Genomic DNA, 21,269 nt, shown 5'->3' on the forward strand with positions numbered 1-21,269 from the left:
TGGCGTGAGCCCGCCGGGACTCGTCACGCTGCACGTGTGGCGGATCCACCCGGTCGCGGTGCCCGGCGCGCTGCTCCGGATGGCCGTCCACCCGCCGCGACTGCGCCGGGCCCCCGGCGTCCGGTTCGCCAAGTTGCTCGGCACCGGGACCGGCACCGGCTTCGGCCCCGGCGACGCCGACCCGACCCGGTGGGCCGCGCTGGTGGCCTGGGACTCCCCGGCCGCGGCGGCCGGCTTCGACGCCTCCCCGGTCGGCCGGTCCTGGGCCCGGATCGCCCGCTCCTCGGTCCGCCTGGAGCTGCGCCCGTTGACCAGCCGGGGCGCGTGGTCCGGCCGCCGGCCGTTCGGCGAGCCGTCCGGGGGCCCGGTCACCGGGCCGGTGCTGGCGTTGACCAGGGCCCGGCTGCGGGCCCGCCGCGCGGTCACCTTCTGGCGGGCGGTCCCGCCGGTAGCCGCCGCCCTGCACGCCGCGCCCGGGCTGCTCGCCCGGTTCGGCGTCGGCGAGGCCCCGCTGGGCTGGCAGGGCACCGTGAGTGTGTGGCGCGCCCCGGCGGACCTGGTCGCGTTCGCGTACCGTCAGCCCGAGCATCGCGCCGCGATCACGCGTACCCCTGCCGAGGGCTGGTACGCGGAGGAACTGTTCGCCCGATTCGCCGTCGACGACGTGGTCGGCGACCGGGCGGTGCTGGGGTGGGTCGCCGAGGGCGATCCGGAAACGGCGAGAGGACACGCATGAGGTTGGTGCGGTGGACGCCGGACGATCTGGTCCGGCGGCTGGACGACGTGGTGGCCGTCTACGGCGAGGCGATGGGCTACCGCGCCGACCTGCTGGAGGCCCGGCGCGGCTACATCGCCACCCACGTCCGCCGCCCCGGCTTCCGCGCCGTCGCCAGCCTCACCAGCGAGGGGCACCTGGCCGGCTTCGGGTACGGCTACCTCGGTGCCGCCGGCCAGTGGTGGCACGACCAGGTGCACCGGGCGCTGGACACCGAGGCGCGGCAGCGCTGGCTGCCCCACTGCTTCGAGGTGGTCGAGCTGCACGTCCGCCCGCCCGCGCAGGGGCACGGCCTCGGCGCCGGCCAGCTGCGCGCCCTGCTCACCATGGCGGAGGGGACGACCACCCTGCTGTCCACGCCGGAGGCCGACGAGCAGAAGTCCCGGGCCTGGCGGCTGTACCGGCGGTTCGGCTTCGTCGACATCCTGCGCAACTTCCACTTCCCGGGGGACGAGCGACCGTTCGGCGTGCTCGGCCGGGACCTGCCGCTGCCCCCGCCCGGCCCCGGCGGCGCCCCCGCCCCGGCCACGCCGTGATCCGGCGCCGGCTGCCCTGGGCGCTGCTGGCCGGCCTGATTGTCGCCCAGATCGGCTACCCGCTCACCGCCGGCGCCACCCGGGCGGGGCTGACCGTGGCCACCGTCGTGCTCGGCTACCTGCTCTCCGTCGGGCACGCCCTGCTCACCCGCGGTACGCGTACCGCGGTCGCGCTGGTCGCGGTGGCCACCGGCGGCGGGTTCGCCGTGGAGGCGCTCGGGGTGGCCACCGGCTTCCCGTTCGGCAGCTACGACTACTCCGGCGAGCTGGGCCCGAAGCTGGCCGGGGTGCCGCTGATCATCCCGCTGGCCTGGACCTGGATGGCCTGGCCGGCCTGGCTCACCGCGGTCCGGCTGACCCGGCCGGCCACCGCGGGCGGGGCGCGCTTCCGCCGCGCCGGCCGGATCGCGCTGGCCGCGGTCGGGCTGGCCGCCTGGGACCTCTTCCTCGACCCGCAGATGGTGGCCGAGGGCTACTGGGTCTGGCGGGACGTCGGCCCCGCCCTGCCCGGCCTGCCCGGCGTCCCGGCCAGCAACTACCTCGGCTGGCTGCTCTTCGCGCTGCTGCTGGCGGCGGCGCTGCGGCCGCTCGCCGGGCCGGCCGTCGACCGCACCGACGGGCGGGACGCGCCGATGTTCGCGCTCTACCTGTGGACGTACGCCGCCAGCGTGCTGGCGCACGCGGTCTTCCTCCGCCTGCCGGCCTCGGCGGTCTGGGGCGCGGCCGGCATGGCGGTGGCCGCCGTACCGCTGGCGGTGGCGCTGCTGCGGGCCCGCCGTCGCGTCCCCGAGCGCCGGGAGGTGGACGTGGCGGCCCGCCCCGGCGTCGACGCACCGGCATGAGCGAGCGAGGGGAGCGAATCGGCCAGCTCGGCGTGTCTCCTGGCGTCCCCGACCGTAGGGAGGGGACGGCATGACCGCCGTCGTCGCCCTGGCCGTCGCGGTCGCCGCGCTCACCGCGCACACCTGGGTCAACGCCACCCGCTGGCTGCGTCGCCCCGCCGCCGGCCCGGTGGAGGTGACCGAGGCGGTGGCGGTGCTGCTGCCGCTGCGCGACGAGGCCGACCGGGTGGCGCCGTGCCTGCGCGCGCTGCTCGCCCAGCGCGGGGTGCCCGACCTGCGCATCGTGGTGCTCGACGACAACTCCACCGACGGCACCGCCGACGTGGTCCGCGCGGTGGCCGGCAACGACCCGCGGCTCACCCTGCTCAGCGGGGCCGCCCCGCCGCCGGGCTGGCTGGGCAAGCCGCACGCCTGCTGGCAGCTCGCCACCCGGACCGGCCCGGCCCCGACCGTGCTGGCCTTCGTCGACGCCGACGTGGTGCTCACCCCGTACGCGGTCGCGGCAGCGGTGACCGAGCTGCGCGCGGCGGGCGCGACGCTGCTGTCGGCGTACCCCCGGATCGTGGTGCGGACGGCGGCCGACCGGCTGGTGCAGCCGCTGCTGCAGTGGTTGTGGCTGACCTTCCTGCCGCTGCGCGCGATGGAGCGCTCGCCGCGGCCGTCGCTGGCCGCGGCAGGCGGCCAGTTCCTGGTGGTGGACCGGGCCGGCTACCTGCGGGCCGGCGGGCACGCGGCGGTCGCCGACCGGGTCCTGGAGGACATCGAGCTGGCCCGGGCGGTGAAGCGCGCGGGCGGGCGGATCGCCCTGGCCGACGGCTCCCGGCTGGCCGCCTGCCGGATGTACGAGAACTGGCCGCAGTTGCGCGACGGCTACACCAAGTCGCTCTGGGCCTCCTTCGGGCATCCCGGTGCCGCCATGCTGGTGGTGGCGCTGCTGCTCCTGCTCTGGACCGCGCCCCCGCTGATCGCGGTGGGCGCGCTGGCGGCCGGCGCGCCGGCGGTCGCCGGGCTCGCGTTCCTGGCCTACCTGCTGGGCGTCGCCGGGCGGGTGGTCACGGCGCGGGCCACCGGCGGGCGGGCCTGGCCCGACGCGCTGCAACACCCCGTGTCGGTCGTGGTCCTCGGTTGGCTGACCCTGCGGTCGTACCATCTGCGGAAGCGACGCCGGCTCACCTGGCGGGGTCGCCCAGTCGGCTAGGGGGCGCGGCATGGCGCGGATCGTGGTCATCGGCGCCGGGGTCGGCGGGCTGGCCGCCGCCGCTCGGCTGGCGGTCACCGGGCACGAGGTCACCGTCTTCGAGCGCGCCGACACGGTCGGCGGCAAGCTCGGCCGGTATGTCCACGACGCCCCCGAGGGGTCGTACCGCTTCGACACCGGGCCGAGCCTGGTCACCCTGCCGCAGGTCTTCCACGACCTGTTCGAGGCGACCGGCGCGAAGCTCGACGAGTATCTGGACCTGGTGCCGCTGGACCCGATCGTCCGGCACGTCTTCCCCGGCGGCGGCCCCACCCTGGACTCGTGCGCCGACCCGGCCGAGTTCGCCACCCGGATCGGCGCGGCGTTCGGGGACCGGGCCGCTGCGGACTGGCAGCGGCTCTGGCGGCGGGCCACCCGGGTCTGGACGGCGTCGCACCGGGACGTCCTGCGCCGCACCGTCGACTCCCCCCGGGACCTGGCCGCGCTGGCCTGGCGGCTCGGCGACCTGGCCGCGATCGGCCCCGGCCGCTCGCTGCGCGGCGTCGGCCGCCGCCACCTGTCCGACCCGCGGCTGCGGATGCTGCTCGACCGCTACGCCACCTACACCGGCGCCGACCCGCGCCGCGCCCCGGCCGCGCTGGTCGCCGTCCCCTACGCCGAACTGGCGTACGGCGGCTGGTACCTGCGCGGCGGGCTGGGCAGCCTCGCCGACGCGCTGCTGTCGCGCTGCCTGGACCTCGGGGTGGTGGTGCGGACCGGGACCGCGGTCACCCGGATCGACGCGGCCGGTGGCCGGGTGCACGGGGTACGCCTCGCCGGCGGCACCGCCGGAGTCCCCGCCGACGTGGTGGTGGCCAACGTGGACGCGCTCACCCTCTACCGGGACCTGCTGCCCACCCCGCGCCGGCTGGCCGGGCTCACCGACCGCAGCCTGGCCGGCTTCGTCCTGCTGCTCGGCGTACGCGGCGACTCCGGGCTGGCGCACCACACCGTCTTCTTCCCCCGCGACCACGACGCCGAGTTCGACGCGGTCTTCGGCGCGCCGGGGCGGGGGGTGCGGGCCCGGCCGGCCCTCGACCCGACGGTCTTCGTCACCGTGGCCGACGATCCCACCGTCCGCCCGGCCGGGCACGAGGCGTGGTTCGTGCTGGTCAACGCCGCGCGCCACGGCACCGCCGCGGGCGCGGTCGACTGGCGGCGACCGGGGCTGGCCGAGGCGTACGCCGACCGGATCCTCGACGTGCTCGCCGAGCGGGGCGTGGACGTCCGGGACCGGCTGGTGTTCCGCGAGATCCGTACGCCGGCCGACCTGGACGCGGCCACCGGCGCGCCGGGCGGGGCGATCTACGGCACGGCGGGTGGCCTGCTGCGCCCGGCCAACCGGGGCCCGGCGCACGGGCTCTGGCTGGTCGGCGGCTCCAGCCACCCCGGGGGCGGGCTCCCGATGGTCACCCTGTCGGCCCAGATCGTCGCCGACGAGATCGGCCCGGCCTGGGCGTGAGGACCCCGGTCAACGGCCCGGGGTTCGGGTGGGCTGCTCGGCGGGTCGGTCGGCGTCGATCAGCGCGCGGCGGACGGCGGCGAGGAGCTGCCCGAGGCCGTAGCCGGCCAGCAGCACCCAGACCGTGGTGACCATGGTGCTGGTGCCGGCGGTCACGTCGGCGTCGAGCAACCCGGTGAGCCCGGCGACCACCAGCCCGACCAGGGCCACGCACACCCGGGTGGGGCGCTCCCCCACGGTCACCACGCCGACCTCCCGCATCCCGGCGGCGATCGCCCGCGCCCGGACGTATTCGTGCAGCCAGGACAGGCCGCCGGCCGCGGCGACCAGCGCGCCCGGCGCACCGAGCAGCCAGAACGCGGTCAGCCAGGCGGCCTCACCGAGCCGGTCGGCGACCGAGTCGTAGACGTAGCCGAGCCGGGTGGTGCGGTTGGTGACCACGGCGACCGCGCCGTCGACGCTGTCCGCCACCGCGGCGAGCAGCACGAGCAGTGCGCCGAGGAACGGCCCGTCGCCCGGCCGCCCGACCAGCAGCGGCACGCCGGCGCAGAGCAGCACCCCGACCACGGTCACCGGGGTCGGGCCGACCCGCAGCCGGCCCAGGATGTAGCCCACGTGGTAGGAGAACCGCAGCCAGGCGCGGACCACCGGCGCGGCGGCGCGGGGGTCGAACCCGCCGTGCAGCCGCGCCCACGCGGCCGCGTACTGGTCCCAGTTCAGCTGTGTGCCCACCACGGAATCAACCGTAGAAGGGCGGTGCGGGTGGCGTGGGCCAGCTGGTCACACCCGCGCGGCGGCCTGGAGATGCTGCCAGACCTCGCGGGTGGCGGTGGACCGGTTGAGGGTGATGAAGTGGATCCCCGGCACGCCCTCGTCCAGCAGCCTCGCGCACATCTCGCTGGCCTGCTCGATGCCGAGCCGGCGGACCGCCTCCGGGTCGTCGGCCACCCGCGCGAACCGCTCCGCCAGGGCCGGCGGGAACGGCGCGCCGGAGAGCTGGACGGACCGCTCGATGGTGCCCAGCTGGGTCACCGGCATCACGCCGGCCAGGATCGGGGTGTCGCAGCCGGCGGCCGCCACCCGGTCCCGCAGCCGCAGGTAGTCGTCGGCGTCGAAGAACATCTGGGTGATGGCGAACTCGGCCCCCGCCTGGCACTTGCGGACGAAGTACCTCGTGTCGCTGGTCACGTCGGGTGAGCGCGGGTGCTTGTACGGGAAGGCGGCCACCCCGACGCTGAAGTCACCGGCGTCGCGGACCAGCCGGACCAGCTCCTCGGCGTACCGCACGCCCTCCGGGTGCCGGACCCACTCGCCGCCCGGGTTGCCCGGCGGATCGCCCCGCACGGCCAGCACGTTGCGTACGCCGACGGAGGCCAGCCGGCCGATGACGTGCCGCAGCTCGGCGACCGAGTGGTTCACCGCGGTCAGGTGCGCCATCGGCAGCAGGGTGGTGTCGGTGGCGATCCGCTCGGTCACCGCGACCGTGGTGTCCCGGGTCGAGCCGCCCGCGCCGTAGGTGATCGAGACGAACGAGGGGCGCAGCGACTCCAGCTCGCGGATGGCCTGCCAGAGCAGGCGCTCCCCCTGCGGGGTCTTGGGCGGGAAGAACTCGAACGAGAAGGTCGGCTGGCCGTCGCGGATCAGCTCCCCGATGGCCGGCTGAGGGTTCGGGAGGACCGAGGGAAGACCGAGCGCCACGTCCCGACTGTAACCGGCCCGTGCCGTCGTACCCAGGGTCTTCCCAGCCCGCGAGCGGAGCCGGGCAAAGCGTCGCACCCTGGGAGTAAAAAGGGGCGGCGCGGAGGGAGCCGGCCGGTGGCCGTTCCCCGGGGCCCGCGCGGGGGTCAGCACGACCGGCGGCGCGCCGGGCCGGCACTGCCGGGCGTCCGCGTCGCACCGCCCCGACGCCCTCCGGAGGACCGATGATCCCCATCCCGCCACCCGGCCCGCGCCTGTTCGGGCCGCTCCTGGCCGAGCTGCGGTCAGCACGCGGCTGGAGCCAGCAGCGGGTCGCCGCCGAGCTCTGCGCCGCGTCCGGCGTGCCGACCCTGACGAGACACGAGGTCTCCCGATGGGAACGGCAGCGCCGGCTACCCGGCGACTTCTGGCTGGGCTGGCTCGCCGTGGTCCTCGGGGTGCCGGGCGAGCTGCTCGCCGAGGCCGCGGCGCACAGCCGACGCCTCGGCGCCGTGCCGGCGGCGGTCGACCGGGCCGGTTCCCGGGCGCGGTTGGCCCTGCTCACCCTGGCGCACCGCTGGGCGGCCGACCCGACCGGGGCGGCGCTGGGCGGTCCGCTCGCCGGCCACGCCCTGACCGGGCCGGCCGGCGGGGGGTCGCGCCCCGACCGGGAACCCGCCGGACCGGCTCCGGACCTGGTGCCGGACGAGCCGCCCCTGGCCGGGGTGACGGGCGGGCCGGCCGGCCCGGTGCCGGGCCGGCCGGCGGCATCCGCCGGCGGCGACCTGGCCGAGCTGCGACGCTGGGACGACCTGCTGGGCGGGGCGGACCTGGCCGGCCACGGCGCCCAGCGGCTGCGCCGCACGGCCCGCGCGTTCACCGTCGCCGGGCCAGCCGGCCGCCGCCGGCTGCTGCCCGGGCTGGCCGAGTCGGCCCAGCTCGCGGGCTGGCTCGCGGCCGACGCCGGGGACCTGACCGGCGGCCTGGACGGCTACCGGCTGGCGCTGCGGGCGGCGGTGGCGGCCGGCGACCCCGCGTTCGCCGGGCACGTCCTCGGGTCGGCCAGCCACCTGCTGGCCGGCGCCGGGGACCCGGTGGGAGCGCTGACCCTGGCCCGGATCGGGTACGCCGGCGCCCGCGACGCCGCCTCCCCCGGGCTGCGGGCGCTGCTGCTGCACCGGGTGGCGTTCGCCGTCGCGCTGGCCGGCCGGCCGCGCGCCGCCCGGCCGGCCCTCGACGCCGCCGACCGGACCGGCGGGCCCGAGCCGGGCCGGGAACCGCCGTGGCTGTACTGGCTGGACGAGGCCGAGCTGGCCGCGCTGACCGGCCGCACCCTGGTCGCGCTGGGCCGTCCGGGGCCCGCCGTGCCGCTGCTCGGGCCGGCGGCGCGCGGGCGGGACCGGCCGCGCCGCGCCGCGGTCTACGGCGGCTGGCTGGCCAGGGGTTACCTCCAGCTCGGCGAGGTGGCGGGGGCGTGCGCGGTGGCCGGCGAGGCGCTGCTCGACGTCGTCCGGTCCGGTTCGCCCCGGGCGGTCGGCCAGCTCACCGAGGTACGCGGGCGGCTGGCCGCGCATCGCGACGAGCCGGCGGCCCGGCGGTACGCGGGCCTGCTCACGGCGGCCCGCCCGTACCTGCCGGTCGGTGCGGCGGGCGGGCCCGGAGCGGCGCGGTCCCGTCGACCCCCGTCGAAACCCCGCCAAGGCGGCACGACGCGATCGGCGGGGACCGGCTAGCGTTCACGCGTGACCCACGCTGCTCCCGTATCCCCCGTCGACCGCGCCGGCCTGCGCCAGCGGATCGACAAGGCCCTCACCGAGTTCCTCGCCGGCCAGCGCGGCTGGCTGACCGCGGTCGACGACGGCCTGGTGCCGGTCGCCGAGGCGATCGAGGCGTTCGTGCTGAGAGGCGGGAAGCGGCTGCGTCCGGCCTTCGCGTACTGGGGCTACCGGGGGGCCGGCGGGCTCGACTCCGACCATGTGGTGGCGGCCCTGGCCGCGCTGGAGTTCGTGCAGGCCAGCGCCCTGATCCACGACGACCTGATGGACCGCTCGGACACCCGGCGCGGTGAGCCGGCCGTGCACCGGCGGTTCGCGGCCCGGCACCGGGCGGCCGGCTGGAGCGGCGACCCGGACGGCTTCGGTGACGCGGCCGCGATCCTCCTGGGCGACCTCTGCCTGGTCTGGTCGGACGAGCTGCTGCACGCCGCCGGCCTCGACCCGCGTACGGTGGCCCGGGCCCGGCCGGTCTTCGACGAGATGCGCACCGAGGTGACCGTCGGGCAGTACCTCGACGTGCTGACCCAGGCCACCGGGGACACCTCGCGGGAGCGGGCCGGCAAGGTGGCCCGCTACAAGTCGGCGAAGTACACGGTCGAGCGGCCGCTGCTGCTGGGCGCCGCGCTGGCCGACGCCCCGGCCGAGGTGCACGCGGCGTACTCGGCGTACGGGCTGCCGCTGGGCGAGGCGTTCCAGCTGCGCGACGACGTGCTGGGGGTCTTCGGGGATCCGGGGCGCACCGGCAAGCCGGCCGGCGACGACCTGCGCGAGGGCAAGCGGACGTACCTGGTGGCGGCGGCCCTGGAGGCGGTCGACGACGCGGGCCGGGAGCTGCTGCTCGGCGGGCTCGGCGACCCGGGGCTGGACCCCGCCGGGGTGACCCGGCTGCGCGAGCTGATCACGGCGAGCGGGGCGCTGGAGCGTACCGAGCGGCGGATCGCCGCGCTGACCGAGAGCGCGCTGGCCGCCCTCACCACGGTCGACCTGGACACCGAGGCCCGGCAGGCCCTGGTCGACCTGGCCATCGCCGCCACCCGCCGCACCGACTAACCCCACCCCCACCCACCCACCCCCACCTCCCCTGTTGATCATGAGGTTGGCGGCTGAGTTGATCGCGAAAACTGCCGTCAACCTCATGATCAACGGGCGGACCCCGGGGGGGTGGGTGGGGTGGGGTTAGAAGCCGAGGGCTTGGGCGCGGCGTTTGACTTCGCGGGCCTGGTCGCCGCCGAGGGCGGCGGCCGGCGTGCCGGGGAGGGTGGGGTCCTCCTCGTAGAGCCAGCGCAACGCCGCCTCGTCGTCGTACCCCGCGTCGGCGAGCAGGTTGAGCACGCCGGGCAGGTGCTTGAGCACGGTGCGGTTGGCCACCAGGTCGGCCGGGACGCGGCGGACGCCGTCGCGGCGGACCGCGATCAACTCCCGGTCGCGGATCAGCTGGTGCACCTTGCTGATCGACAGGTCGAGGCGCTCGGCCACGTCCGGCAGGGTCAGCCAGCCGGCCGGGTCGGTCGGTCCGGGCAGGTCGGCGCCGGCGGCGGGTACGGATTCGGTCACCCGAACACCCTGCCACGTGCCGGGACGGCCCAGGCGGCGGCACCCCCGTCCGACGCTTCCGGACGCGGCGCGACCAGGCCGGACACGCGCGGCGGGACCATCGTCGGCCCTCGGCTGTAGCATCCTGTTCAACCTTCACCCTCCTGACACATAGACTGCCTGCCGATGGACACACAGGTCGCCGACACGTTGCTGGGCTCGCTGATCGACGGGCGCTACCGCATTCGCGGTCGCGTGGCCCGTGGCGGCATGGCGACCGTGTACACCGCCACCGACGAGCGCCTGGAGCGCACCGTGGCGGTCAAGATCATTCACCCGACCCAGGCCCCCGAGGCCCGGGCCAGGTTGGCCGGCTTCGTGGAGCGGTTCACCGACGAGGCGAAGACCATCGCCCGGCTGACCCACCCGAACGTGGTCGCGGTCTACGACCAGGGCACCCACGCCGGCCTTCCCTACCTGGTGATGGAGTACGTCCGGGGCCGCACCCTGCGCGACGTCCTCGCCGAGCGGCGCCGGCTCAACCCGGACGAGGCCCTGGCGATCGCCGAGCAGATGCTCGCCGCGATCGCCGCCGCGCACCGTGCCGGCCTGGTGCACCGCGACGTCAAGCCGGAGAACGTGCTGGTCGCCGAGGCGCCCACCGGCGGCACCGGCAACCTGGTGGACAGCGTGGTCAAGGTGGCCGACTTCGGGCTGGCCCGCGCGGTCGAGGCGAGCGCCGAGGAGAACGGCAACCAGCTCATGGCCACCGTGGCGTACGTGGCCCCGGAACTGGTCACCGAGGGACACGCAGACCCGCGCACCGACGTCTACTCCGCCGGCATCGTGCTGTTCGAGATGCTCACCGGCCGGGTGCCGTACGACGGCGAACGCCCGGTGGACGTCGCCTGGCAGCACGTCGACCGGGACGTACCGCCCCCGTCGACGCTGGTCCCGAGCCTGCCGAAGGTCCTCGACGACCTGGTCGGCCGGGCCACCCGGCGCGACCCGGGCGCCCGCCCCACCGACGCCGGCGCGCTGCTGGCCGAGGTGCAGGTGGCCCGGGACGGCCTGGGCAACGCCCACACCGCGGTGCTGCGGCAGGTGAGCGACGAGAACCCGATGGCCCAGCCGACCATGGTGGTGGCGGCGGTCCGCCCGGCCGAGCGTCCCGCCTGGGCCCGGCTGCCCGAGGGTGGCGGGCAGCGCCCGCACCGCCGCCGGTCCGCCGACGGCGACCCGGGCTCCGGGCTGGCCGGGCTGCGTACCCGGATCATGGGCTCGCCTCGGGGCCGGCTGGCGGTCGCCGCGGCGGCCGTGGTGCTCGGCCTGGTGGCCGCTCTCGGCGGCTGGTGGTTCGGGGTGGGGCGCTACACGGTCGCCCCGCAGCTGGTGAGCCTCACCAAGGCCGAGGCGGAGGCGCGGGCCGCCCGGGGCGGCTTCACCCTCAAGTACGCCGACCCCCGCTACGACGAGAAGGTGCCGAAGGACAGCGTGCTGGGGCAGAACCCGGGCTCCGCGGCCCGGATCCTCAAGGGCGGCACGATCACGCTGACCCTGTCGCTCGGTCCGGAGCAGTTGCCGGTGCCGGACGTGGTGGGCAAGGACTTCGAGCTGGCCCAGGCCGAGCTGACCGACGCCAAGCTGGTGGTGGTCAAGGGCTCCGCCCGGTACGACGACGAACTGCCGGCCGGGGTGGTGATGGCCACCGATCCGAAGGTGGGCACGGTGGTCAAGCCGGGCACGAAGGTGACGGTGGTGCTGAGCAAGGGGCGCGCCCCGGTCACGGTGCCGAACCTGGTGGGCAAGAACCTCAACGACGCCCGGGGCATCCTCGCCCAGCTCGGGCTGACCCCGGTGGAGTCGTACAAGGACTCGGACAAGCCGAAGGACGAGATTCTCGGCCAGAGCCCGGCCGACGGCACCGGGGTGGAGAAGGGCGCCCAGGTCAAGCTGGAGATCAGCAAGGGGCCACCGCAGGTGATCGTGCCCCGGGTGATCGACCTGCCGTGCGATCAGGCCAAGCAGGTGCTGGAGAGCCAGGGCTTCCCGGCCAACATCCAGGTCAACCCCGCAGGGGTAGCCCGCTTCCAGAATCCGGGCGAGAACACACCGGTGCCGCCGGGCACCCCGGTCACGGTGACCTGCCTGTGAGCGCGAGGAGTGAGCCGGGTTCGCGAGCCCCGCAGTCGCGAACGAAAGACAGTCCGGTGAGCGCGAGGAGTGAGCCGGTTCTGCGAGCCCCGCAGTCGCGAACGAAAGACGGTCCGGTGAGCGCGCGGCGGCGGGTCGGCTCGCACACCCCCACCTCCGGCGGCTTGGCGAAGGCGGCGCTGCCGTACGTCGACGCGGCCGGCGCCGAGGTGGTGCAGGTCTACGTCTCCAACTCGCGGGGCTGGGCCCTGCCAGCGGGCGACCCGGCGCAGGACGCGCTGTTCCGGGACGGTTGCGGCGAGCGCGGGGTGCCGATCTTCATCCACGCGTCGCTCCTGGTCAACCTGGGCTCCCCCACCCCGGCCACCGTCGAACGGTCGGCCCAGACCCTGGCGCACGCGCTGCGCCGGGGCCGGGCGATCGGCGCGGAGGGCGTGGTGTTCCACGCCGGCAGCGCGGTGGACGCGGGGTACGCCGAGGCGGCGATGCGCCAGGTACGCGAGGCGCTGCTGCCGCTGCTCGACGAGGCGGCGGCGGGCGGCGGGCCGATGCTGCTGGTCGAGCCGAGCGCCGGGGGCGGCCGGTCGCTGGCCTCCCGGGTGGAGCACCTGGGCCCCTACCTGGACGCGGTGGACCGGCACCCGATGATGGGGGTCTGCTTCGACACGTGCCACGCCTGGGCCGCGGGGCACGACCTGGCTGCCGAGGGCGGGATGACCGCCACGCTGGACGCCCTGGTCGCCGCCGTCGGGGCGGACCGGCTGAAGCTGGTGCACGCGAACGACTCGAAGGATCTGTGCGGCTCGACCCGGGACCGGCACGAGAACATCGGCAAGGGCACCATCGGTGAGCCGGCGTTCGCCGAGCTGATGCGCCACCCGGCCACCGCCGGCATCCCGGTCGTGGTGGAGACCCCGACGGAGAAGCACGTCGGCCACGCCGCCGACATCGCCACCCTCACCCGCTTCCACCCCTAAACCTCCCCCACCCCCACCCCCTCCCCCGCACCCCCGCTCAACCCGCGTTGGTCAAGAAGTTTGCGTCGGAATCCGCGCCGCCGGCGACGCAAACTCCTTGATCAACAGCCTGGGACGGGGTGGGGCAGGGTGGGGTTAGGCGCGGAGGATTTGGGTTAGGGTCTCGGCGGCGCGGTCGACGGCGGCGTCGGTGACGTCCAGGTGGGTGACCAGGCGGGCGGTACGCGGGCCGAGCACCGAAACCAGCACACCCGCCGCCCGGGCGGCGGCCGCGAGGGCCTTCGCGTCGAGCGGGTGCTTGGTCAGGTCGAGCGGGACGATGTTGGTCCGCACCGGCATGGCGAGCACGCCGTACGGGGCGACGGCCTCGGCCAGCCGGGCGGCCTTGGCGTGGTCCTCGGCGAGCCGCTCGACGTGGTGGGCCAGCGCATACCGGCCGGCGGCGGCGAGGATGCCGACCTGCCGCATGCCGCCGCCCATCCGCTTGCGGATCCACCGGGCCCGTTCGATCTTCTCGGCGCTGCCCAGCACCAGCGAGCCGACCGGCGCGCCGAGGCCCTTGGAGAGGCAGACGGACATGGTGTCGAAGAGGGCGCCGTACTCCGCCAGCGGCACCTCGTCGGCGACGTGCGCGTGCCAGATCCGGGCGCCGTCACAGTGCAGCGCCAGCCCGTGGTCGTCGGCCACCCGGCGCAGCTCGTGCAGGGTGGCGAGGGGAATCACCCCGCCGCCGCCCCGGTTGTGGGTCTGCTCGACGGCGATCGCCCGGGTCGGCACCGCGAAGTAGCCGTCGGGCCGGACCATCCCGGCCACCACGTCCGGGTCGATCTCCGCGCCGACCGCCGGCCAGGTCCGCGACGAGATTCCGCCGTACGCGGCCGCCGCGCCGATCTCGTACGTGACCACGTGCGCGTCGGCGTCGCAGAGCAGCTCCTCGCCCGGCGGCACGACGAGCTGGAGCGCGATCTGGTTGGCCATCGAGCCGCTCGGGGCGAACAGTGCGGCCTCGTGCCCGAAGCGGGCGGCCACCTCGGCCTCGAGCGCGGCGACGGTGGGGTCCTCGCCGTACACGTCGTCGCCGACCTCGGCGGTGGCCATCGCCTCCCGCATCCCGGCGGTGGGCCGGGTCACCGTGTCGGACCGTAGATCAACAAACTCAGCCACAGTCATCCTTTCGGCCGCCGGCCGCGGGGCTCGCAGGCCCGCTCCGCGCGTCAGCCACGAAGCATCTCCGCCACCAGGAAGGCCAGCTCCAGCGACTGCTGGGTGTTCAGTCGCGGGTCGCAGGCGGTCTCGTACCGATCGGGCAGGTCGAGGTCCTCGATGCCCTGGGCGCCGCCCAGGCACTCGGTGACGTCCTCGCCGGTCAGCTCGACGTGCAGGCCGCCCGGGTGGGTCTCCAGGCCGCGGTGCACCTCGAAGTAGCCGAGCACCTCGTCGACGATCCGGTCGAAGTGCCGGGTCTTGTAGCCGTTCGAGGACTCGTGGGTGTTGCCGTGCATCGGGTCGCACTGCCAGACGACCTTGGCACCGGCCGCGGTGACCTTGGCGACGATCGGCGGCAGGGTGTCCCGGACCCGGTGGTTGCCCATCCGGCTGATCAGGGTGAGCCGGCCGGGGATGTTGTCCGGGTTGAGCTTCTCGCAGAGCTCGATGGCCTCGTCCGGGGTGGTGGTCGGGCCCAGCTTCACGCCGATCGGGTTGGCGATCCGGGAGATGAAGTCGAGGTGCGCCCCGTCGATCTGCCGGGTCCGCTCGCCGATCCACAGGAAGTGCCCAGAGAGGCCGTACGCCCGGTTGTCGGAGATCCGGGTGAGCGCCCGATCGTACTCCAGCGCCAGGGCCTCGTGGGAGCAGTAGAGGGTGACCGTACGCAGCGCCTCGTCGTCGGTCATCCCGCAGGCCCGGATGAAGGCCAGCGCCCGGTCGATCTCCCGGGCGATCGCCTCGTAGCGCTCGCCGGCCGGCGACTGCTTGACGAAGTCCTTGTTCCAGTCGTGCACCGCGTGCAGGTCGGCGAGCCCGCCGGCCAGGTACGCCCGGAGCATGTTCATCGCGGCCGCCGAGTTGGCGTATGCCCGGATCATGCGCTGCGGGTCGGCGACCCGGGCCTCCGGCGTGGCCTCCAGCGAGTTGATCATGTCGCCGCGGTACGCCGGCAGGCCGCGCGCGTCGGTCGGCAGCGACCGGGGCTTGGTGTACTGCCCGGCGACCCGGGCCACCTTGACCACCGGCAGCGATGCGCCGTATGTCAGCACGATCGCCATCTGGAGCAGGGTGCGGGCGTTGGCCAGCAGGTGGCTCTCGGTGTTGTCGGCGAAGGTCTCGGCGCAGTCACCGCCCTGGAGCAGGAACGCCTTGCCCTCGCAGACCAGCGCGAGGCGCTGCCGGAGCTGGTCGACCTCGTACGGCGCGACCACCGAGGGCACCGTGTCGAGGACCTTGCAGACCTCGGCGACCTGGGCCGGGTCCGGCCACGGCGGGGTCTGGGCCCGTGGCAGCTCCCGCCAGCGGTCCAGGCCGAGGGCCGCGTCCTCGGCGGAGTCGGCGGTCGGACGGCTGGTCTGGAGTCCCGGGCTGCCCACCGCAGGGTGGGTCAGCTGATGCCACTCATGGCGCATGAGAGAAAGCGTACGGCGACGGCCGGGGTGACCCGCCGCCGAGGGGGATGGTTCCGGCAGTTGGGAGATCACCGCCACACTCCGGCCGGCCGCAGGTCAGCCAGGCGGGCGGGTCAGGGGGTGATCGACGGTTCGGGGGTGTGGCCGCCCGGGGCCTCGCCGGAGATGCACCAGTCCGCGCCGCTGCGGGTGACCGTGAACAGCAGTGCCCGGGTGGCCTTGCGGGAGCCGACGGCGACGGTGACGGAGGTGCTGACCTCCTGACCGTTCGGCCCGGACCGGACGTCGGTGATGGTGGCCTGCGGCACGGTGAAGTGGTCGGCGAAGTCGCCGTTGGGGCCCGTCGCGGCGGCGTCGAAGGCGGCCTGCACGGGGGCGCAGAACTGGCTGCGGCCGGCGTCGACGTCCTTGCCCGCCATCGCGTCGAGGTACGCCTGCACCCGCTCGCGGCTCTTGGCCGCCGCCTCCTCGGCCGGCGCCCGCTGCGGCCCGCCGTCGGAGGCGGCCCCGGGCCCGTCGTCCCCGCCGAGGCCGCAGCCGGTCAGGGCCAGCGGCAGGAGCGCGAGCAGCACCACCCCGGTCGCCACCCTCGGGTGCGTCAGGCCCATCGGTCCCTCCCATCGGCGCGGGCATCGAAAGATGCCGAGCGGCGAGTGTGCCACATCGACCTTCCCGCATGTCGAGCCGTCGTACCGGAATGTCCGTCACGTCCCTGGCGACGGGGCGCGCGGCCGTTCCATCTTGCCTCGACCACCCCGGTCAGCCGGTCCGGCGCGCGGGCGGCTCGGCTGGCTCGGCGGGGCGGGGCTGGACAGCCGGGCGGGGAGGGGCCGGTGCGGCCCCTCCCCGCCGGGTGGGTGATGCGTCGGCCCTCGGCTCAGCCGAGACCGCCCTTGATGGCGCCGATCAGCTCGCCGTTGCTGGTGTCACCGGAGAGCTCCCAGAAGAAGGCGCCACCGAGGCCCTGGTTCTTCGCGTAGGTCATCTTGCCGCCGATGGTGGACGGGGTGTCGTAGCTCCACCAGTTGCTGCCGCACTTGGCGTACGCCGTGCCGCCCACGGTGCCGGTCGCCGGGCAGCTGTTCTTGAGCACCTTGTAGTCCTCGATGCCCTGCTCGTAGGTGCCGGGCGCCGGGCCGGTGGCGGTGCCGCCCGGGGCGGACTGGGTCACCCCGGTCCAGCCACGGCCGTAGAAGCCGACGCCGAGCAGCAGCTTGTCGGACGGGACCCCCTTGCCCTTGAGCTTCTGGATCGCCGCGTCCGCCCAGAAGCCCTGCTGCGGGATGCCGGCGTATGAGTAGAGCGGGGAGTGCGGGGCGGTGGGCCCCTGGGCGTTGAACGCGCCGAAGTAGTCGTAGGTCATCGGCATCAGCCAGTTGAGGTGCGGCGTGGCGCCGGCGTAGTCGGCCGCGTCGATCTTGCCGCCGCTGCTGCCGTCGGCGGTGATCGCCGCGGTGACCAGGAAGTTGGCGCCGAACTTGCTGCGCAGCGCGCTGACCACGTTCTTGAAGGCGTTCGGGCCGCTGCTGTCGCACTGCAGGCCGCAGGCGTTCGGGTACTCCCAGTCGACGTCGATGCCGTCGAAGACGTCCGCCCAGCGCGGGTCCTTGACCAGGGCGTAGCACGAGTCGGCGAACGCGGCCGGGTTCTGCGCGGCCTGGGTGAAGCCGGCCGACCAGGTCCAGCCGCCGAAGGACCAGAGCACCTTGAGGTTCGGGTACATCCGCTTCAGCTTGCGCAGCTGGTTGAAGCTGCCGCGCAGCGGCTGGTCCCAGGTGTCCGCGACGCCGTCCACGCTGTCCGCCGCGGTGTACGCCTTGTCGTAGTCGGCGTAGCTGTCGCCGATGCTGCACCGACCGCCGCTGGTGTTGCCGAACGCGTACAGGATGTGGGTCAGCTTGGCCGCCGACCCGCTGGTGTGGATGTTCTTGACGTGGTAGTTGCGGGCGTAGACGCCCCACTCGGCGAAGTAGCCGACGACCTTCTTGCCCCCGGTCGGCGGCGGGGTCGTGGGCGGCGGGGTGGTCGGTGGCGGAGTGGTCGGCGGAGCCGTGGTGGGCGGGGTGGTCGTCGGCGGGGTGGTGGTGGGCGGCGGGGTGCCGCCGGCGCAGGAGGCGCCGTTGACGGTGCAGTTGAGCGGCGCCTTGTACGCCCCGGTGCCGTTGTAGCCCCAGCTGAAGCTGGCCCCGGGGGCGAGCGGGCCGGCCCAGCTCTTCTTCACCGCGACGTAGTGGTTGCCGCTGCTGGTGACGTCGGCATCCCAGAAGGTGCTGATGGTGGTGCCCGCGGGCAGGTCGAACTCGATGCGCCAGGTGTCCACGCCGGCGCTGGTGCCGTTGGTGACGGTCACCTTCGTCTCGTGACCGGTCCCCCAGTCCTGCACCTTGGTGAAGGTGGCGGTCACGCTGCCCGCGGCGGACGCGGTCGCCATCGGTACCGCCGCGACCGCCAGCGCGACCACGGCACCGGTGGCCCAGAGGGCCCGGCGGAGCGATCTCTCCATACGGCGTCTCCCTAAACAGTTAGGAAACTTTCCAGATTGATGCTGAGACGCTACTCACACGTCATCACTTCGTCAAGATGTAGATGCATCAATTTCCTATGCCCGCGCCGACCGGTCCCGGCGGGCGCGTAGCCTCGCCACATGACCGTTTTCGACGTGCAGATCGACGCCCTCACCGGCGGCCCCGCCGACCTCGCGCGGTACCGCGGCCGCGCGCTGCTGGTGGTCAACGTGGCCTCGCGGTGCGGCCTCACCCCGCAGTACGCCGGCCTCCAGGCCCTGGCTGACGAGTACGCCGACCGGGGCCTGACGGTGCTCGGGGTGCCCTGCAACCAGTTCGCCGGACAGGAGCCCGGCACGGCCGCGGAGATCGAGGAATTCTGCCAGGTCAACTACGGCGTGACCTTCCCGTTGACGGAGAAGGTCGACGTCAACGGGCCGGACCGACACCCGCTCTACGCCGAGCTGGTGTCCACGCCGGACGCCGAGGGCCACACCGGCGACGTGCGGTGGAATTTCGAGAAGTTCCTGGTCGCCCCGGACGGCACGGTGGCCGGCCGGTTCGGGCCGCAGGTCACCCCGGACGCCGCCGAGCTGCGGGCCGCGATCGAGAAGATGCTGCCCGCCTGACCGCGCTCAAGATCCGCCCTAGTTCCCGGAGAGAGTGCCTGTTCAACACGAAATAGCCACTCTTTCCGGGAAAGTGCAGCCAGCGAGCCCGTCCGCGACGGTTCGGACGGGCGGATCGGGTCGGCTCAGCGGCAGCGCAGCGGGCCGCGCCGACCCCGCTACGGGAATCGGCGCGGCCCGGGACGGTCAGCCCGCGACGGAGCGGAAGACCGGGTAGTAGCCGCCGGACTGCCCGGCGGCCGTCGGGTGGTACGAGACGGTCAGGTTGAGATAGTTCAACGCGTGCAGCCACTTCTCGCCGTAGCTGCAGAGCTGGTGGCCGACGAAGATCGACCGGACGTCGGCGAACTTGAAGCCGGCGGAGGTCGCGGCCGTCCTGGTGATGTCGTCGAGCAGGTTGATGCCCTCGTTGATCTTCGCTCGGGAGGTCGCGCTGAGCCCGACGCAGACCGTGCCGAGCTGGTAGAAGACCGGGTAGCCGACGACCACCACCCGGGCCGAGGGCGCCCGGCTCTTGATGCCGTTGTAGACGTTGGCGAGCTTGCCGGGCAGCTCGGTCCGGGCCTTGTCCTCGGCGGCCTGCACGGCCGCCACGCACTGGCTCTCGCCCTGCAGGACGCAGGTGGTCATGATGTTGGCGAAGCCGACGTCGTTGCCGCCGACGGTGACGCTGACCAGGGTGGTGGTCGAGGACAGCGCCGAGAGCTGACTGTTGATGACGTCCGCCGTGGTCGCGCCCGAGCAGGCCACCGAGCGGTACGAGGCCGGCCTGATGTTGGTGTTGTAGAGCGCGGGATAGGCGTTGGTGCTGCGCAGGCAGGACCCGCTCTCGGACGTGTAGCTGTCGGCGCCGACGCCGGAGGCGTACGAGTCACCGAGCGCGACGTACCGGTCGGCGGGGGCGGCCTGGGCGGGGGTGGCCAGGGCCAGGGTAAACCCGAGCGAGGACGCCAGGGTCAGGGCGAGGGTGGCAAGACGAGATCTCCGCACGTCGCACTCCTGGGGGTGGGAAGTGGTGGTGGGAGATAGATATCAATGGATCGGGTCCGGACGGAAGATCAACAATTCGCAGGGTTCGTCGATAGATCCTTATGGATACAAATCCTTACCAATGCGATTCCGGCTGCTGAAGGTTTTCGCCAGGCCGAGGCGACGTCCCCGACCGGATGCCGGGCCGCCGATAACCGACCACCTTGGTCGGGAATGCCGGTCGCCGGCGTGCGGTTGGCAACGGACATGACAACTGTGGGACTGATCGGCAGCGGCAACATCGGCGGCACGGTGGCCCGGCTGGCGGTGGCCGCCGGTCACGACGTGGTACTCAGCAACTCCCGTGGCCCGGAGACGCTCAAGGATCTGGTGGAGGAGCTGGGCCCCCGGGCCCGCGCCGCCACCCCGGCCGAGGCGGCGGTGGCCGGCGACCTCGTGGTGGTCACCATCCCGCTGCGGGCCTACCGGGCGGTGCCGGCCGAGCCGCTCGCCGGCAAGATCGTCATCGACACCAACAACTACTACCCGGAGCGGGACGGGCGGTTCCCGGAGCTGGACGACGAGTCGACCACCACGAGCGAGCTGCTCCAGCGGCATCTGCCGGAGTCGCGGGTGGTCAAGAGCTTCAACAACATCTACTTCAAGCACCTGCTCGCCCTGGCCCGGCCGGCCGGCGCGGCGGACCGTACCGCCCTGCCGATCGCCGGCGACGACGCGGCCGCCAAGGGCACCGTCGCCGGGTTTCTCGACTCCCTCGGCTACGACGCGGTCGACGTGGGCCCGCTCGCCGAGGGCTGGCGGTTCCAGCGCGACACCACCGCGTACGCCGCCCTCTACTCGGCCGACCCGGCCAACGACTGGGAGCGGCCGGCACCGGTCGACGCGGAGGGGCTGCGCGCCGCCCTCGCCGCCGCCCGCCGCTACGCCGACAGCTGACCGTCCCGTCCGGAGGGTGGGGAAGCCGCCGCCCTCCGGACGCGCCGGTTGCGCCGCAGGGTCCGGGCGGTCAGACCGCCTGCGGCGGGAGCGCGAGCCGCATGGCCGGGTCGCGGGTCTCCTGGAAGCCGAGCGAGCGGTAGAGCGGCCGTCCCGCCGCGGACGCCCGTAGGTCGATCCGCCGCACGCCCCGCTCGCGGAACCAGCCCAGCAGCGCCGTCAGGCAGGCTCGGGAGTGGCCGCGCCGGCGGTGGACGGGATCGGTGCTGACGTTGAAGACATACCCGGTCAGGCCGTTCGGGTTGTCCGGGCCGCCGAGCCGGCGCTCGATCGTGCCGACCGCGCAGGCGGCCAGCGTCCCGTCCGGCGCGTCGACCACGAAGGCCGCCATCGACGGCTCCGGCTCGGCCAGCCACTCCCGTAGCTGCTCCCGCGCGACGTCCTGCCACGGGCCCGGCGGCGGATCCGCACCCTTCACCGCCGCGAGCATCAGGCCACGCAACCGGACCAACTCGGCAGCGTCATCCGGCGTCGCCGGGCGTGCGTCGACCATGAACGGCACCGTACCCGGCCAGCGACGGCACGCTCCGCCCGGTCGGGGCGCGTGGCTGGCCACACCAG

At 74.6% G+C, this 21,269-nt stretch carries 20 protein-coding genes; 11 read left to right on the plus strand and 9 right to left on the minus strand.

The window, feature by feature from the left end; translation table 11 throughout:
* Positions 1-4 precede the first annotated feature (4 nt).
* From ACFYM6_RS04280 to ACFYM6_RS04300, 5 genes are all read left to right on the plus strand, one after another.
* Entirely contained in the window at positions 5-736 is a 732-nt protein-coding gene (locus tag ACFYM6_RS04280) for a monooxygenase (protein ID WP_387272119.1), read from the plus strand.
* Positions 733-1,311: a GNAT family N-acetyltransferase gene (locus ACFYM6_RS04285; protein ID WP_387272121.1), complete on the plus strand. Its 579-nt coding sequence runs from the start codon at positions 733-735 to the stop codon at positions 1,309-1,311. The genes ACFYM6_RS04280 and ACFYM6_RS04285 overlap by 4 nt, the downstream gene beginning before the upstream one ends.
* On the plus strand, positions 1,311-2,153 hold the full coding sequence (locus tag ACFYM6_RS04290) for a carotenoid biosynthesis protein (RefSeq protein WP_387272788.1): 843 nt from the start codon (positions 1,311-1,313) through the stop codon (positions 2,151-2,153). The genes ACFYM6_RS04285 and ACFYM6_RS04290 overlap by 1 nt, the downstream gene beginning before the upstream one ends.
* A gap of 70 nt (positions 2,154-2,223) precedes the next feature.
* Positions 2,224-3,351 (plus strand): glycosyltransferase, encoded by a 1,128-nt coding sequence (locus tag ACFYM6_RS04295; protein ID WP_387272123.1) that lies wholly within the window; start codon positions 2,224-2,226, stop codon positions 3,349-3,351.
* Between the two features lie 10 nt (positions 3,352-3,361).
* Complete coding sequence (locus tag ACFYM6_RS04300; RefSeq protein ID WP_387272125.1) at positions 3,362-4,852, plus strand: phytoene desaturase family protein; 1,491 nt, start codon at positions 3,362-3,364, stop codon at positions 4,850-4,852.
* A gap of 9 nt (positions 4,853-4,861) precedes the next feature.
* On the opposite strand, the gene ACFYM6_RS04305 is transcribed toward ACFYM6_RS04300, so the two are convergent.
* Positions 4,862-5,587 (minus strand): CDP-alcohol phosphatidyltransferase family protein, encoded by a 726-nt coding sequence (locus tag ACFYM6_RS04305; protein ID WP_387272127.1) that lies wholly within the window; start codon positions 5,585-5,587, stop codon positions 4,862-4,864.
* 45 nt (positions 5,588-5,632) lie between these two features.
* Positions 5,633-6,550, minus strand: coding sequence for a methylenetetrahydrofolate reductase [NAD(P)H] (gene metF, locus ACFYM6_RS04310; RefSeq protein ID WP_387272129.1), 918 nt, complete (start codon positions 6,548-6,550; stop codon positions 5,633-5,635).
* A 224-nt stretch (positions 6,551-6,774) separates the two neighbouring features.
* Between metF and ACFYM6_RS04315 the strand changes: the two genes are divergently transcribed.
* Both ACFYM6_RS04315 and ACFYM6_RS04320 read left to right on the plus strand, forming a co-directional pair.
* Complete coding sequence (locus ACFYM6_RS04315) at positions 6,775-8,262, plus strand: helix-turn-helix domain-containing protein (protein WP_387272131.1); 1,488 nt, start codon at positions 6,775-6,777, stop codon at positions 8,260-8,262.
* Positions 8,263-8,271: 9 nt separating this feature from the next.
* A complete protein-coding gene (locus tag ACFYM6_RS04320) occupies positions 8,272-9,354 on the plus strand; it encodes a polyprenyl synthetase family protein (RefSeq protein WP_387272133.1) in 1,083 nt (360 codons plus the stop codon).
* Between the two features lie 126 nt (positions 9,355-9,480).
* Here ACFYM6_RS04320 and ACFYM6_RS04325 read toward each other — a convergent pair whose 3' ends face one another.
* Positions 9,481-9,858 (minus strand): Rv2175c family DNA-binding protein, encoded by a 378-nt coding sequence (locus tag ACFYM6_RS04325; RefSeq protein ID WP_387272135.1) that lies wholly within the window; start codon positions 9,856-9,858, stop codon positions 9,481-9,483.
* 165 nt (positions 9,859-10,023) lie between these two features.
* Here ACFYM6_RS04325 and pknB point away from each other — a divergent pair, with 165 nt between their 5' ends.
* Complete coding sequence (gene pknB, locus ACFYM6_RS04330; RefSeq protein ID WP_387272137.1) at positions 10,024-11,991, plus strand: Stk1 family PASTA domain-containing Ser/Thr kinase; 1,968 nt, start codon at positions 10,024-10,026, stop codon at positions 11,989-11,991.
* Positions 11,992-12,107: 116 nt separating this feature from the next.
* Complete coding sequence (locus tag ACFYM6_RS04335; RefSeq protein ID WP_387272139.1) at positions 12,108-12,968, plus strand: deoxyribonuclease IV; 861 nt, start codon at positions 12,108-12,110, stop codon at positions 12,966-12,968.
* A 135-nt stretch (positions 12,969-13,103) separates the two neighbouring features.
* Here ACFYM6_RS04335 and ACFYM6_RS04340 read toward each other — a convergent pair whose 3' ends face one another.
* The 4 genes from ACFYM6_RS04340 to ACFYM6_RS04355 all read right to left on the minus strand — a co-directional run bounded on the left by ACFYM6_RS04340 (position 13,104) and on the right by ACFYM6_RS04355 (position 18,092).
* Entirely contained in the window at positions 13,104-14,138 is a 1,035-nt protein-coding gene (locus ACFYM6_RS04340; RefSeq protein WP_387272141.1) for a threonine aldolase family protein, read from the minus strand.
* A 44-nt stretch (positions 14,139-14,182) separates the two neighbouring features.
* The gene (locus ACFYM6_RS04345; protein WP_387272143.1) at positions 14,183-15,589 is read right to left on the minus strand and encodes a class II 3-deoxy-7-phosphoheptulonate synthase; all 1,407 of its coding nucleotides are present in this window, start codon (positions 15,587-15,589) and stop codon (positions 14,183-14,185) included.
* Between the two features lie 113 nt (positions 15,590-15,702).
* Positions 15,703-16,197, minus strand: a complete 495-nt coding sequence (locus tag ACFYM6_RS04350) for a hypothetical protein (protein WP_357435123.1) — start codon at positions 16,195-16,197, stop codon at positions 15,703-15,705.
* A gap of 269 nt (positions 16,198-16,466) precedes the next feature.
* A complete protein-coding gene (locus tag ACFYM6_RS04355; RefSeq protein WP_387272145.1) occupies positions 16,467-18,092 on the minus strand; it encodes a glycosyl hydrolase family 18 protein in 1,626 nt (541 codons plus the stop codon).
* A gap of 141 nt (positions 18,093-18,233) precedes the next feature.
* Here ACFYM6_RS04355 and ACFYM6_RS04360 point away from each other — a divergent pair, with 141 nt between their 5' ends.
* The gene (locus tag ACFYM6_RS04360; protein ID WP_387272147.1) at positions 18,234-18,722 is read left to right on the plus strand and encodes a glutathione peroxidase; all 489 of its coding nucleotides are present in this window, start codon (positions 18,234-18,236) and stop codon (positions 18,720-18,722) included.
* A 186-nt stretch (positions 18,723-18,908) separates the two neighbouring features.
* Here ACFYM6_RS04360 and ACFYM6_RS04365 read toward each other — a convergent pair whose 3' ends face one another.
* The gene (locus tag ACFYM6_RS04365; RefSeq protein ID WP_387272148.1) at positions 18,909-19,712 is read right to left on the minus strand and encodes an SGNH/GDSL hydrolase family protein; all 804 of its coding nucleotides are present in this window, start codon (positions 19,710-19,712) and stop codon (positions 18,909-18,911) included.
* Positions 19,713-19,958: 246 nt separating this feature from the next.
* Here ACFYM6_RS04365 and ACFYM6_RS04370 point away from each other — a divergent pair, with 246 nt between their 5' ends.
* On the plus strand, positions 19,959-20,648 hold the full coding sequence (locus ACFYM6_RS04370; protein WP_387272150.1) for an NADPH-dependent F420 reductase: 690 nt from the start codon (positions 19,959-19,961) through the stop codon (positions 20,646-20,648).
* A gap of 70 nt (positions 20,649-20,718) precedes the next feature.
* On the opposite strand, the gene ACFYM6_RS04375 is transcribed toward ACFYM6_RS04370, so the two are convergent.
* Complete coding sequence (locus ACFYM6_RS04375) at positions 20,719-21,201, minus strand: GNAT family N-acetyltransferase (protein ID WP_387272152.1); 483 nt, start codon at positions 21,199-21,201, stop codon at positions 20,719-20,721.
* Positions 21,202-21,269 lie beyond the last annotated feature (68 nt).

The sequence above is a fragment of the Micromonospora sp. NPDC006431 genome (genome assembly GCF_042870725.1).
Taxonomy (GTDB): Bacteria; Actinomycetota; Actinomycetes; order Mycobacteriales; family Micromonosporaceae; genus Micromonospora.